The sequence below is a fragment of the Streptomyces sp. 6N223 genome (genome assembly GCF_052246635.1).
Taxonomy (GTDB): domain Bacteria; phylum Actinomycetota; class Actinomycetes; order Streptomycetales; family Streptomycetaceae; genus Streptomyces.
The window spans coordinates 1-13,095 of sequence record NZ_JBQQCA010000047.1; the positions used below are offsets into that span (position 1 = coordinate 1).

Sequence of the window (13,095 nt, forward strand, 5' to 3'; positions counted from 1 at the left end):
CACCCGCCCCTCGGGGCTCCGCCCCCGGACCCCCGCGCCGCCCACACCCCGGCACCCCACCCGGGGTTCAGTGGGGGCGGGGTGGGCGGAGAAAAAGCGGGGGCCTGGGACTCGAGCCCCCGGCTAGGGTGGGCGGGGTGTCCGACGCACCCCAACCCGCCCATATCGCCGCGCTGCTGACGGGCGTTCACGCCCGGACGGTCACCGTCGAGCGCTGGCAGCGCCTGGAGCCGTGGGCCATCGCCCGAGCGCGGCTCGGGCCTGGCGGCACGCCCGGCAGCGTGATCGTGAAGTGGCTGCCGCCCCATCGCCTGCGTACCGAGGTCGCCGCGCTCCGCTTCCTTGCCGAGGATCTCGGGCTCGCCTTGGCGCCGCGTGTCGTCGCCGTCGACGAGGACGCCGGGTACGCCGTCCTGGAGGACCTCGCGCCCCGCACCGCCCTCGACCGGCTGCTCCGCCGCGACGGCGCGGCCGCGCACGCCGAGCGGCTGGTCGCCTTCGCCCGCGCACGGGGCGCGCTGGGCGCCGCCACCGCCCGCCGCTCCGGTGCCTTCCGCGCGCCGGAGCCCGGCCCGGCGCGGTACTTCGCGCGGCTGCGGGAGGCGGCGTACGGCCACGCCGCGAGCCTCGGCGCGCCGCTGACCGGCCGGGCCGCGTCCGACCTCGCCGTCGCGCTGGGCGAGCTGGACGACCCGGGCCCCTTCCTCGCGCTCAGCAACAACGACGCCGAGGCCAACAACTGCCTCGTCGCCCCCGAGGGCCCCGCCGACGCCCGGCTCATCGACTTCGAGCACGCCTCGTACGCCCACGCCCTCACCGACGCCGTCTGCCTGCACGTCCCCGGCCCGGCGTGGATGTCCGTCGGCGAGCCGGCCGCCTCGGGGCTCGCCGGCCACTACCGCAGGGCCCTCGCCCGGGGCGTGCCCGAGGCCGAGGACGACCGGCGTTACGGGCTCGGGCTGGCCGCGGCGTGCCTGTCCTGGGCGCTGGTCCGCCTGGAGCGGTTCCCCCGGCTCGACACCCGGCCGCCCGGCCTCGACAGCCGGGGGCAGCTCGTCGCCACCCTGGAGGCCGCCGCCCGCGCCGCCGAGGCGCACCGGGCGCTGCCCGCCCTCGCCGGGTGGGCCCGGCGCACGGCGTCCCTGCTGCGGCGCCGCTGGCCCGACGCGGACCGCGACTTCACCGACCCGGCCGCCTTCCCGCCGTACGCCCCGCGCCGCCGCGACCGCTACGGCCGGTAGGGGAGACGTGCGGGAGCCGTGGGCACCCGCCCGCGGCTCGGCTTGGCCGCAAGCGTGTTGCCCGCCCGCGGGGCCCCGGGCCGCGAGCGCCCCCGACCGTGAGGAGCCGGTGGGAGCGGCGGGCGAGCACCGCTGGCCACGGCAGCGTCACAAGTCTCTGGCTCGTGGTGCTTCGTCAGGTCCGCCGATCAGCCACCCACCCGGATCCGGGCAGCACCAGCCTGACGAAGCACCACTAGGCCGTCGCCGGCGGGTACAGGTCCGGCGGCAGTTCGGACGCCGCCGCGTGGTCCAGCAGCCACAGCGTGCGGGCCGTGCCGTGCGCGCCCGCCGCCGGGGTCTGGATGGCGCCGGGGGCGGACAGCGCCAGGGCCGCCGCCTTCGCCTTGTCCTCGCCCGCCGCCAGCAGCCACACCTCGCGGGCGGAGCGGATGGCGGGCAGCGTGAGCGTGATGCGGGTGGGCGGCGGCTTCGGCGCGCCGTGGACCGCGACCGCCAGGCGTTCGGTCTCGTGAACCGCCGGGTGCTCGGGGAAGAGCGATGCCACGTGCGTGTCGGGCCCCACCCCCAGCAGCAGCACGTCGAACGGGTCGGGCGCGGCGGCCACCTCCGCGGCGTACGCCTCGGCCGCCGCCTCCGGGTCGGCGCCGTACGGGCCGTCGGAGGCGGCCATCACGTGCACCCGCGCCGGGTCGAGCGGGACCGCGTCGAGCAGCGCCCGGCGGGCCTGGGTGTGGTTGCGCTCGGGGTCGCCGTCCGGGAGGAAACGCTCGTCCCCCCACCACACCTCCAGGCGCCGCCAGTCGATCGCGTCCCGCGCGGGCGACGCGGCGAGCGCGGCCAGCAGGCCGTTGCCGTTGCGGCCGCCCGTCAGCACCACCGAGGCGGAGCCGCGGGCGGCCTGCGCGTCCACGACCTTCGTGATCAGCCGTGCGGCGGCCGCCCGCGCCATCAGCTCCTTGTCGCGGTGAACCACAAGCTGCGGGGTCTCGGTCACGACCCGCCGTCCTCCGCGACGGCCTCCGGGACCGGCGCGGCAGGGGCCTGAAGCCGCCCGACGCCGACCCGCACCGCGTGCGCGTACGCCTCGTCCGGGTCGAGCCGCCGCAGCTCCTCCGCGATCAGCTCGGCCGTGGCCCGCCGGTGCAGCGCCACATGCCGGTCCGGCTGGCCCGGCACCGCCAGCTTCGCCAGCGAGCCGTCCGGCCGGTCCAGGCAGATCACGCCGTCCGCCGTCGCCAGCCGCACCGCCGTGATGCCCGGCCCGTCGGAGATCCTGCGCTCCACCGGCACCGCCAGCCGCTCCGTCAGCCACATGCCCAGCAGCTCGGCGCTCGGGTTGTACTCCTCGCCCTCCACGCTCGCCCCGGTGATCGTCGCGTCCTTCTGGTCCAGCGCCGCCGCCAGCACGCTGCGCCACGGCGTGATCCTCGTCCACGCCAGGTCGGTGTCGCCGGGCGCGTACACCGCCGCGCGGGAGCCGAGGGCCCCCACCGGGTCCTCGGCCGTCGCCGCGTCCGTGATGCGGCGCTGCGCGAGCGTGCCCAGCAGGTCGTCCGCCGGGTGGGCGGGCGCCTCACCCGGCCACCAGACGACGGTCGGCGCGTCCGGCAGCAGCAGCGGCAGCACCACGCTGTAGGCGTGCGCCGCCAACTCGCCGTGCAGCCGCAGCAGCACCGTCTCGCCGGTCCCAGCGCCTTCGGCGCCACCGCCGACCCGCACCTCGGCGTCGAGACGCGCCGCCGCCTTCTCGCGCGGCGAGCGGCCCGGCCGCTTGATGACGACGAGGATCCGCGCCGGGTGCTCCTTGGACGCCTCGCTCGCCGCCTTCAGCGCGTCGTAGTGGTTGCCCTCGTCGGTGACGATGACCAGGGTCAGCACCATGCCGACGGCCGGGCTGCCGCTGGCCCGGCGCGCCCGCACCAGCCCGGAGTTGATCTGGCTGGATGTCGTGTCCGTCAGGTCGATGTTCATGGCCGCCGCCAGCTCCGTCCGTCGCGCGCGAGCATCTCGTCCGCCGCCTTCGGCCCCCAGGTGCCGGAGGTGTACGCCTCGGGCCTGCCGTGCGAGGCCCAGAACTCCTCCACCGGGTCCAGGATCTCCCAGGACCGCTCCACCTCCTGGTGGCGGGGGAAGAGGTTGGCGTCGCCCAGCAGCACGTCGAGCAGCAGCCGCTCGTACGCCTCCGGGCTGGACTCGGTGAACGACTCGCCGTAGGCGAAGTCCATGGTCACGTCCCGGATCTCCATCTGGGTGCCGGGCACCTTGGAGCCGAAGCGGACCGTCACGCCCTCGTCCGGCTGCACCCGGATCACCAGCGCGTTGCGGCCCAGCTCCTGGGTGTCGGTGGCGTCGAACGGCGAGTACGGGGCGCGCTGGAACACCACCGCGATCTCCGTCACCCGCCGCCCGAGGCGCTTGCCGGTGCGCAGGTAGAACGGCACGCCCGCCCAGCGGCGGTTGTCGATCTCCAGGCGCAGCGCGGCGTAGGTGTCGGTCACGGAGGCGGCGTCGATGCCGTCCTCCTCCAGGTACCCGACGGCCTTCTCGCCGCCCTGCCAGCCGGCCGTGTACTGGCCGCGCACAGTGTGGCGGGCCAGGTCGGCCGGGAGCTTCACGGCGTTGAGCACCTTCAGCTTCTCGGTGACCAGGGACTCCGCGTCGAAGGAGGCGGGCTCCTCCATGGCGGTGAGGGCCAGGAGCTGGAGGAGGTGGTTCTGGATCACGTCCCGCGCGGCGCCGATGCCGTCGTAGTACCCGGCGCGGCCGCCGATGCCGATGTCCTCGGCCATGGTGATCTGCACGTGGTCGACGTAGGACCGGTTCCAGATCGGCTCGAAGAGGGTGTTGGCGAAGCGCAGCGCCAGGATGTTCTGGACGGTCTCCTTGCCCAGGTAGTGGTCGATGCGGAAGACCTCGTCCGGCGAGAACACCTCGTGCACGATGGCGTTCAGCTCGCGCGCCGAGGCCAGGTCGTGCCCGAAGGGCTTCTCGATCACCGCCCGCCGCCAGCTGTCGCCCGGCGCCTGCGACAGGCCGTGCTTCTTCAGCTGCCGCACCACCGTCGGGAAGTACTTCGGCGGCACCGACAGGTAGAAGGCGAAGTTGCCGCCGGTGCCGCGCTCCTTGTCGAGCTGCTCGATGGTGGAGCGCAGCGTGGTGAACGCCGAGTCGTCGTCGAAGGCGCCGGGGACGAAGCGCATCCCCTCGGCGAGCTGGCTCCACACCTCCTCGCGGAAGGGGGTGCGGGCGTACGCCTTCACCGAGTCGTGCACCACCTGCGCGAAGTCCTCGTGCTCCCAGTCGCGGCGGGCGAAGCCGACCAGCGAGAAGCCCGGCGGCAGCAGCCCGCGGTTGGACAGGTCGTAGACGGCCGGCATGAGCTTCTTGCGCGACAGGTCGCCGGTGACGCCGAAGATGACCAGCCCCGAGGGGCCCGCGATCCGCGGCAGCCGCCGGTCGGCCGGCCCGCGCAGCGGGTTCTTCGCGACCCGAGCGGCCGTGGACGTGCTCACCGTCGCTCAACCCTCCTCGTCGTCCGCGAGGCGCCGGAGCTCCGCCTCGGTGGAGGCCAGCAGCGCGTTCCAGGCGGTCTCGAACTTCTCCACGCCCTCGTCCTCCAGCAGCTGCACGACCTCGTCGTAGGAGATGCCGAGCTTCTCCAGGGCGTCCAGGTCGGCGCGGGCCTGCTCATAGCGGCCGCGCACCGTGTCGCCGGTCACCTCGCCGTGCTCGTCGGTGGCCCGCAGTGTCGCCTCCGGCATGGTGTTCACCGTGCCCGGGGCGACCAGCTCCGTGACGTACAGCGTGTCGGGGTAGGCAGGGTCCTTCACGCCGGTGGAGGCCCACAGCGGGCGCTGCGGGTTGGCCCCGGCGCGGGAGAGCGCCTCCCAGCGGTCGCCGGCGACGACCTCCTCGTACGCCTGGTACGCCAGGCGGGCGTTGGCCAGCGCAGCCCTGCCGCGCAGCGCCTTGGCCTCGTCGGTGCCCAGCGCGTCGAGGCGCTTGTCGACCTCGGTGTCGACGCGGGAGACGAAGAACGACGCCACCGAGTAGATCCCCGACAGGTCCAGGCCCTTGGCCTTCGCCTGCTCCAGGCCGGACATGTAGGCGTCCATCACCTCGCGGTAGCGCTGGAGGGAGAAGATCAGCGTGACGTTGACGCTGATGCCGCGGGCGATGGTCTCGGTGATCGCGGGCAGCCCGGCCGGGGTCGCCGGGATCTTGATGAGGGTGTTCGGCCGGTCCACCAGCCACGCGAGCTGCTTGGCCTCGGCGACGGTGGCCCGGGTGTCGTGCGCCAGGCGGGGGTCGACCTCGATCGAGACCCGGCCGTCGAGGCCGCCGGTGGCCTCGTACACCGGGCGCAGCACGTCGGCGGCGTCGCGGACGTCCGCGGTGGTGATCATCCGCAGCGCCTCCTCGACGGTCAGCTCCCGCGCCGCCAGGTCGGCGAGCTGCTGCTCGTACCCGTCGCCGCCCGAGATGGCCTTCTGGAAGATCGCCGGGTTGGTGGTCACCCCCACGACGTTCTGCTGGTCGAGCAGTTCCGCGAGGTTGCCGGACGTGATGCGCGCGCGCGACAGGTCGTCCAGCCAGATCGCGACACCCTCTCCGGTCAGGCGCTTGAGTGCGTCGGTCATGGCAATCGCATCTCCTGAAAAGCTGGTTACGTACGGGTCAGCGCTCGGCGGCCGTCAGGGATTCCCGGGCGGCCTGGGCGACCGCCTCGGGGGTGAGGCCGAATTCGCGGTAGAGCGTCTTGGCGTCGGCGGAGGCGCCGAAGTGTTCCAGGGACACCACGCGGCCGGCGTCGCCGACGTAGCGGTGCCAGGTCATGCCGACGGCGGCCTCGACGGCGACGCGGGCGCGGACGGCGGGGGGCAGGACCCGGTCGCGGTAGGCGCGGTCCTGCTCTTCGAACCACTCCACGCACGGCACGGACACCACGCGCGTCGGGACGCCGTCGGCCTGCAGCGCGTCGCGGGCGGCCAGCGCGATCTGGACCTCCGAGCCGGTGGCGATCAGGATCACCCGGGGTGCGCCGCCCTCGGCCTCGGTGTGCACGTACCCGCCCAGCGCCGTGTCCTCGTTCGCCTCGTAGATGGGCAGGTTCTGCCGGGTCAGGGCCAGGCCGTGCGGGGCGTTGTCGCGCTTGAGGATCTCGCGCCAGGCGATCACCGTCTCGTTGGCGTCGGCGGGGCGGACGATGTTCAGGCCCGGGATGGCCCGCAGCGCCGAGAGGTGTTCGACGGGCTGGTGGGTGGGGCCGTCCTCGCCCACACCGATGGAGTCGTGGGTCCACACGTACGTCACCGGGAGGCCCATGAGCGCGGCCAGCCGCACGGCCGGGCGCATGTAGTCGGAGAAGACCAGGAAGGTGCCCCCATAGACGCGGGTGTTGCCGTGCAGCGCGATGCCGTTCATGGCCGCGCCCATGGCGTGCTCGCGGATCCCGAAGTGCACGGTGCGGCCGTAGGGGTCGGCCTCCGGCAGCGGGTTCCCGGCGGGCAGGAAGGAGGAGGCGGCGTCGATGGTGGTGTTGTTGCTGCCCGCCAGGTCGGCCGAGCCGCCCCACAGCTCGGGGATGACCGCGCCCAGGTCCTTCAGCACCTGGCCGGAGGCCTTGCGCGTGGCGACGGAGCCGCCCGCCTCGAAGGCCGGCAGCGCCTTCTCCCAGCCCTCCGGCAGCCGCCCGGCCCGGATCCGGTCGAACTCCGCCGCCCGCGCGGGGTTGTCCTGCCGCCAGGCCGCGAGCTTCTTGTCCCAGGCGTCCTGGGCGGCGATGCCGCGCTCGACGGCGGCCCGGGTGTGGGCGAGGACGGCGTCCTCGACGGCGAAGTCCTGCTCGGGGTCGAAGCCGAGGACCCGCTTGGTGGCGGCGACCTCCTCCGCGCCGAGCGCCGAGCCGTGGGCGCCCTCGGTGTTCTGGGCGTTGGGGGCGGGCCAGGCGATGATCGAGCGGGCGGCGATGATCGACGGCCTGCCGGTCTCGGCCTTCGCGGCCAGGAACGCCGCGTGCAGCGCCCGCGGGTCAAGGTCGCCGCTCTCCTTGGGCGCGACGCGCTGCACGTGCCAGCCGTACGCCTCGTACCGCTTCAGCACGTCCTCGGAGAACGCCGCCGCGGTGTCGCCCTCGATGGAGATGTGGTTGTCGTCGTAGAGCAGCACCAGGTTGCCGAGCTTCTGGTGCCCGGCGAGGGACGCCGCCTCGCTGGAGACGCCCTCCTGCAGGCAGCCGTCGCCGGCGACGACCCAGACGGAGTGGTCGAAGGGGGAGGTGCCGGGCTCGGCGTCGGGGTCGAACAGGCCGCGCTCGTAGCGGGCGGCCATCGCCATGCCCACGGCGTTGCCGATGCCCTGCCCCAGCGGCCCGGTGGTGGTCTCCACGCCGACCGTGTGCCCGTGCTCGGGGTGACCGGGGGTCCGGGAGCCCCAGGTGCGGAAGGACTTCAGGTCCTCCAGCTCCAGGCCGTACCCGGCGAGGAACAGCTGGACGTAGAGGGTGAGGCTGGTATGGCCCACCGACAGCACGAAGCGGTCGCGGCCGGTCCAGGCCGGGTCGGCGGGGTTGTGCCGCAGCAGCTTCTGGAAGAGCAGGTAGGCGGCGGGCGCCAGGCTCATGGCCGTGCCTGGATGGCCGTTGCCGACCTTCTGTACGGCGTCCATGGCCAGGACACGGGCGGTGTCGACGGCCCGGTCGTCCAGGTCGGTCCAGTCGAGGTCTGAGTCTGAAGTGGTCGGCGTGATGCTCACCCTGCGTCAGGGCTCCTCTCCGCAATGCGTCAGGCAGGCACGGGCGGCGAGGGCGACGGATGACCCCCGCCGCGCCCGTGCGTTCTGGCCGCCCGACGGTGCTGGCAGGCTTGACGGTCTCCCGGCTCCTTCGGATGTCAGAGACCGTCATCGAGACTACCGTCCGGCCACCGTCGCTTCGCGGGGCGGCGGGGCGCGGCGGGGCGGCGGGGGACCGTGGCGTTGCCGCGCGGTGAACGCCAGGGTTCCGGAGGAGACGCTCCGGCACCCGGAGCGTGAACGGCGCGGGGGAGGTCCCGGCGCCGGCGCCGGGCCCTCCCGACACGGGCCCCGGCGGCGGGGGGTCCGACCGGGGCGTCTAAAGTGACGGGGTACAGCGCGAGCCTCACCAGCCGGTTCTGCGGTGGGGCCCGCCACAAACCCGCAGCGCCAGCCGCTGACCACGCAGGAGCAGGGGTGTCCGTGACGGCCGTCGAATCCCGTCCCGAGACCGAGGCCGAGGCAGCATCCGAGGCCGGGTCGCAGGCCGGGCCCTCAGGATCCACGGGCCAGTGGACCCGCGCGGACCGCATCCGGGCGTTCGTCGCGCTGACCAAGCCCCGGATCATCGAGCTGCTGCTGATCACCACCGTCCCGGTGATGTTCCTCGCCGAGGAGGGGGTGCCGGACCTGTGGCTGGTGCTCGCCACCTGCCTGGGCGGCTACCTCTCGGCCGGCGGCGCCAACGCCCTCAACATGTTCCTCGACCGGGACATCGACGCGGTGATGCACCGCACCTCGAACCGCCCGCTGGTCACCGGCGTCGTGCGCCCGGCGGAGTGCCTGGCGTTCGGGTTCACGCTGGCCGTGGCCTCCACCCTCTGGTTCGGCCTGGCGGTGAACTGGCTCTCCGCCGCGCTGTCGCTCGGCGCCCTCCTCTTCTACGTCGTCGTCTACACGATGTGGCTCAAGCGCCGCACCTCGCAGAACATCGTCTGGGGCGGCATCGCCGGGTGCATGCCCGTGCTGATCGGCTGGACCTCGGTGACCGCCGAGCTCTCCTGGGCCGCCGTCGTGCTCTTCCTCGTCATCTTCTTCTGGACGCCGCCGCACTACTGGCCGCTGTCGATGAAGGTGAAGGACGACTACGCGCGGGTCGGCGTCCCGATGCTGCCGGTCATTGCCGCCAACACGGTCGTCGCCCGGCAGGTCGTGATCTACAGCTGGCTCATGGTCGGCGTCTCGCTGACCCTGTGGCCGATGGGGTACGTCGGCTGGTTCTACCCGCTGGTCGCCACGGCCGCCGGCGCGTGGTGGCTGTGGGAGGCACACGGCCTCCAGGCGCGTGCCCGCGCCGGGCTGACGGGCGCGCGGCTGAAGGAGATGCGGCTGTTCCACTGGTCGATCACCTACGTCTCCGTCCTCTTCCTCGCCGTCGCCATCGACCCCTTCCTGCGCTGAACCCTCTGTTACCTGCGGGTAGCATCCAGGCATGGCTGAGACGACAGAACGTGCAGGACGTCTGGAACGCCGCGTGGCCCGCCGCGTGAGCGCCTTCGCCGCCGCGCACGGCGGCGCGGAGGGGCAGATCTCCTACCTCGGCGTCCGGGGCTACCGCCTGGTGCTGGTCGGCGCAGACGGCGGCTGGGGCGACGTGGTGGCCCCCGCCCGGGAGCCGCTGGCCCGCGCCGCCGAGCGCGCGGGCGTCACGCTCCACGACGCCTTCGACGCCGAACTGGCGGCCCGGGTTCGCACGGGCCCCTACGAGTGGCGCCGGATGGCGGGCATGCAGCTGGGGCGCTGACATGCCGGCCAACCTCCTGCGCGCCTACATCGAGGCGTGGACGCGGCACGACATCCCGGGCGTGCTGGACACGCTGGCCGATGACTGCGTGGTGATCGAGTCCTACGGTCCCGTGTACCGGGGCCACGAGCGGGTCGGGCAGTGGATGCGCGCGTGGTTCGCGGCGGGCGGGTCCGTGGACGCCTGGGAGATCAGCTCGGAGGCGTCGGCGGGCGGGGTGCTGACCACGGAGTGGGTGTTCTCGTGCACGTGGAAGGGCGAGTCCCACACGTTCGACGGCGCGACGGTGGCGCGCGTGGCGGGGGAGCGCATCACGTACCTGCGCGAGTACGCCACGACGGCGCCGCTGTACGACTGGACGGGCCACTGGCGCGAGTGATCCCAGCGGTTGACGACGGCGCTCAACCCAGGGTGGGGTGCCGGGGCGTGGGCGGCCCGGGGGTCCGGGGGCGGAGCCCCGGGAGCCCTACCGGGCGACCGCGGCCGGGACGGGCTGGTGCGCCGCTGCGCCCGCCGCAGGCGGGACCGCGCCGGGCGCCGCACCCCGCTCCCGCGTCGCCAGCAGCAGCCGCAGTACCGCGATCCACACCAGTGTCGAGCCCAGCAGGTGGACCGCCACCAGCCACTCCGGCTCGTCGAGGGCGTACTGCGTGTACCCGACGGCACCCTGCGCCACCAGCACCGCCACCAGCTCCCGCGTCCGCGCCCGCGGCGCGCCCGGCGCGTCCACCACGCGCAGCGCGGCCCACAGCCCCACCGCGCCCAGCACCACCGCCCACGCCAGCAGGGAGTGCACCCGCGTCACCGCGTCCCACCCGAACGGCATCCGCTCGATCTCGCTGTCGTCACCAGCGTGCTGCCCGCTGCCCGTCACCGCCGTGCCGACGAACACCAGCGCGCCCGCGAGCCCCGTGAGGCCCAGCACCGCGCGCCGCACCTGGACGCCGACGAGCGGGCGCGGCGCGTCGTCGCCCTCGCGGCTGCGCACCCACGCCACGGCCGTCACCGTCACCAGCGCCATCGCCGCCAGGAAGTGGGCCGCGACGATGTAGGGGTTCAGCTTGGTCAGCACGGTGACGCCGCCGATCACGGCGTTGCTCATGACGACCCAGAACTGCGCCCATCCCAGCCGGGTCAGCTCCCGGCGGCGCGGCTTGGCGGCGCGCGCGGCGATGATGAACCAGCCGACGGCGGCCGACACCACGTAGGACATCATCCGGTTGCCGAACTCGATCAGCCCGTGTATCCCCATCTCCGAGGTGGCGACCAGGCTGTCGTCGGTGCACTTGGGCCAGGTCTCGCAGCCCAGGCCCGAGCCGGTGAGCCGTACCGCGCCGCCGGTGATCACGATGAGGACGCTCATGGCGAGCGCGGTGAACGCCGCCCGCCGCACCGTGCGCGGCTGCGGCGTCCAGCGCGCGGCGATGAAGGCGAGCGGGTTCCGCAGGGCGGTCAGCGCGGTCTGCGCGGTCTGCGCGGTCTGGGCGCCAGGGGCAGTAGGGGCGGTAGGCACCCGCTCATCGTAGGCCGCCGCTTGTGCGCGCTTTCACGAGGGCCGGGCGCCCACTCACTCCCAGCGGAAGAACCGGGCCGCCGCCCCGAGACCCAGCACCGCCCACACGCCCAGCGCGGCGGCGTCCGCCCACGGCATCCCCGCGCCGTCCCGCAGCACCTCGCGCAGCCCGTGCGACAGCGCGCCCAGCGGCAGCAGCTCCAGCGCCTCGCGCACCGGCCCGGGGAAGTCGCCGAGCGGGATGATCACGCCGCCGCCGAAGAGCAGCAGCACGAAGACGAGGTTGGCCGCGGCCAGCGTGGCCTCCGCCCGCAGCGTGCCCGCCATCAGCAGGCCGAGCCCGGAGAAGGCGGCCGTGCCGAGCAGCAGCAGCGCCGCCACGGCCACCGGACTGCCGTGCGGCGACCAGCCCAGCGCCAGGGCCACGGCCGCGAGCAGCGCCGTCTGAAGCGCCAGCACCGCCAGCACCGCGCCGGTCTTGCCGGCGAGCAGCCCCCAGCGCGGCAGCGGCGAGGCGCCCAGGCGTTTGAGCACGCCGTAACGCCGCTCGTAGCCGGTGGCGATGGCCTGGCCGGTGAACGCCGTGGCGCACACGGCCAGCGCCAGCACCCCGGGCGCCAGGAAGTCCACGCGCTCGCCCTCGCCCTCACCCACCTCGACGATGTCCACGGCGCTGAACAGCGTCAGCAGCAGCGTCGGGATGACGACCGTCAGCAGCAGCTGCTCGCCGTGGCGCAGCAGCATCCGGGTCTCCAGCGCGGCCTGCGCGGCGACCATGCGCAGCGGCGGCGCGGCCCCGGGGCGCGGCGTGTGCCGGCCCGGAGCGTCGGGGTCCGTGGTCATGGTCACTCAGCGCAGCTCCCTGCCGGTCAGTTCGAGGAAGACGTCCTCCAGGGAGTGCCGCCGGGTGGTGATCCGGTCCGGCAGCACCCCGTGCTGGGCGCACCAGGCGGTGACGGTGGCCAGCAGCCGCGGCGTGACGTCGCCGGTGACGCGGTAGCCGCCCGGCACGGGCTCGGCCACCTCGCAGCCGGCCGGCAGCGCCGCCCGCAGCGAGGCGATGTCGAGCCCGGCCCGCCCGGCGAAGCGCAGCACGTCGGCCTTCTCGCCGCCGCCGCACAACTCGGCGGGGGTGCCGTGGGCGATGACCCGCCCGCCGTCGAGGATGGCGACCCGGTCGGCGAGCTCCTCGGCCTCCTCCATGTGGTGCGTGGTCAGCACGACGCTCACGCCGTCGGCGCGCAGCTCGCGGATCAGGTCCCAGGTGGCGTGGCGCGCCTGCGGGTCGAGCCCGGCGGTCGGCTCGTCGAGGAAGACCAGTTCGGGGCGGCCGACCACGGCCAGGGCCAGCGCGAGCCGCTGCCGCTGGCCGCCGGAGAGCCGCCGGTAGGGCGTACGCCCGCAGGAGCCGAGGCCGAGCCGCTCGGCGAGGGCCTCCACGTCCAGGGGGTGGGCGTACAGCCGGGACATGTGGCGCAGCATCTCCATCGCCCGCACCCCCGGGTAGATCCCGCCGCTCTGCAGCATGACGCCGATGCGCGGGCGCAGCGCGGCGGCCTCGGCGACCGGGTCGAGGCCGAGGACGCGCAGCCGCCCGGCGTCGGGCACCCGGTAGCCCTCGCAGGACTCGATGGTGGTGGTCTTGCCCGCCCCGTTGGGCCCGAGCACGGCGGTGACGGCGCCCCGCTCGACGGTGAGGTCCAGGCCGTCGACGGCCGTGGTGCCGCCGTACCGTTTGACCAGGCCGCGGGCCTCGACGGCCGGTGCGGAGTGCGCGTGGTGCATGTCTGGGAGTCTAGAAA

At 74.4% G+C, this 13,095-nt stretch carries 12 protein-coding genes; 4 read left to right on the forward strand and 8 right to left on the reverse strand.

What is annotated here, in order from left to right; translation table 11 throughout:
• The first annotated feature begins 137 nt into the window (after nt 1–137).
• On the forward strand, nt 138–1,241 hold the full coding sequence (locus tag ACTWQH_RS24555; RefSeq protein WP_443288902.1) for a hypothetical protein: 1,104 nt from the start codon (nt 138–140) through the stop codon (nt 1,239–1,241).
• Nucleotides 1,242–1,476: 235 nt separating this feature from the next.
• Here ACTWQH_RS24555 and pgl read toward each other — a convergent pair whose 3' ends face one another.
• The 5 genes from pgl to tkt are packed head-to-tail and all read right to left on the reverse strand — an operon-like array spanning nt 1,477 to nt 7,997.
• A complete protein-coding gene (pgl, locus tag ACTWQH_RS24560) occupies nt 1,477–2,238 on the reverse strand; it encodes a 6-phosphogluconolactonase (RefSeq protein ID WP_443288903.1) in 762 nt (253 codons plus the stop codon).
• A complete protein-coding gene (gene opcA, locus ACTWQH_RS24565) occupies nt 2,235–3,215 on the reverse strand; it encodes a glucose-6-phosphate dehydrogenase assembly protein OpcA (RefSeq protein ID WP_443288904.1) in 981 nt (326 codons plus the stop codon). Before opcA ends, pgl begins: the two co-directional genes overlap by 4 nt.
• Nucleotides 3,212–4,756 carry a glucose-6-phosphate dehydrogenase gene (gene zwf, locus ACTWQH_RS24570; protein WP_443288905.1) on the reverse strand — a complete coding sequence of 515 codons (1,545 nt, stop codon included), beginning with the start codon at nt 4,754–4,756 and terminating at the stop codon, nt 3,212–3,214. Before zwf ends, opcA begins: the two co-directional genes overlap by 4 nt.
• A 6-nt stretch (nt 4,757–4,762) precedes the next feature.
• On the reverse strand, nt 4,763–5,884 hold the full coding sequence (gene tal / locus ACTWQH_RS24575; protein WP_443288906.1) for a transaldolase: 1,122 nt from the start codon (nt 5,882–5,884) through the stop codon (nt 4,763–4,765).
• A gap of 37 nt (nt 5,885–5,921) precedes the next feature.
• The gene (gene tkt, locus ACTWQH_RS24580; protein ID WP_443288907.1) at nt 5,922–7,997 is read right to left on the reverse strand and encodes a transketolase; all 2,076 of its coding nucleotides are present in this window, start codon (nt 7,995–7,997) and stop codon (nt 5,922–5,924) included.
• Nucleotides 7,998–8,459: 462 nt separating this feature from the next.
• Here tkt and ACTWQH_RS24585 point away from each other — a divergent pair, with 462 nt between their 5' ends.
• Genes ACTWQH_RS24585 through ACTWQH_RS24595 form a run of 3 tightly spaced genes read left to right on the forward strand, consistent with a single transcriptional unit; the run spans nt 8,460 to nt 10,159 of the window.
• Entirely contained in the window at nt 8,460–9,437 is a 978-nt protein-coding gene (locus tag ACTWQH_RS24585) for a heme o synthase (RefSeq protein WP_443288908.1), read from the forward strand.
• Between the two features lie 31 nt (nt 9,438–9,468).
• Nucleotides 9,469–9,780 (forward strand): hypothetical protein, encoded by a 312-nt coding sequence (locus tag ACTWQH_RS24590; protein ID WP_443288909.1) that lies wholly within the window; start codon nt 9,469–9,471, stop codon nt 9,778–9,780.
• Between the two features lies 1 nt (nt 9,781).
• On the forward strand, nt 9,782–10,159 hold the full coding sequence (locus tag ACTWQH_RS24595; protein WP_443288910.1) for a nuclear transport factor 2 family protein: 378 nt from the start codon (nt 9,782–9,784) through the stop codon (nt 10,157–10,159).
• 87 nt (nt 10,160–10,246) lie between these two features.
• Here the strand turns inward: ACTWQH_RS24595 and ACTWQH_RS24600 are convergent, their stop codons facing one another.
• The 3 genes from ACTWQH_RS24600 to ACTWQH_RS24610 are packed head-to-tail and all read right to left on the reverse strand — an operon-like array spanning nt 10,247 to nt 13,078.
• On the reverse strand, nt 10,247–11,293 hold the full coding sequence (locus ACTWQH_RS24600) for a COX15/CtaA family protein (protein WP_443288911.1): 1,047 nt from the start codon (nt 11,291–11,293) through the stop codon (nt 10,247–10,249).
• A 54-nt stretch (nt 11,294–11,347) separates the two neighbouring features.
• Nucleotides 11,348–12,136, reverse strand: a complete 789-nt coding sequence (locus ACTWQH_RS24605; RefSeq protein WP_443288948.1) for an ABC transporter permease — start codon at nt 12,134–12,136, stop codon at nt 11,348–11,350.
• A 6-nt stretch (nt 12,137–12,142) separates the two neighbouring features.
• A complete protein-coding gene (locus ACTWQH_RS24610; protein ID WP_443288912.1) occupies nt 12,143–13,078 on the reverse strand; it encodes an ABC transporter ATP-binding protein in 936 nt (311 codons plus the stop codon).
• Nucleotides 13,079–13,095 lie beyond the last annotated feature (17 nt).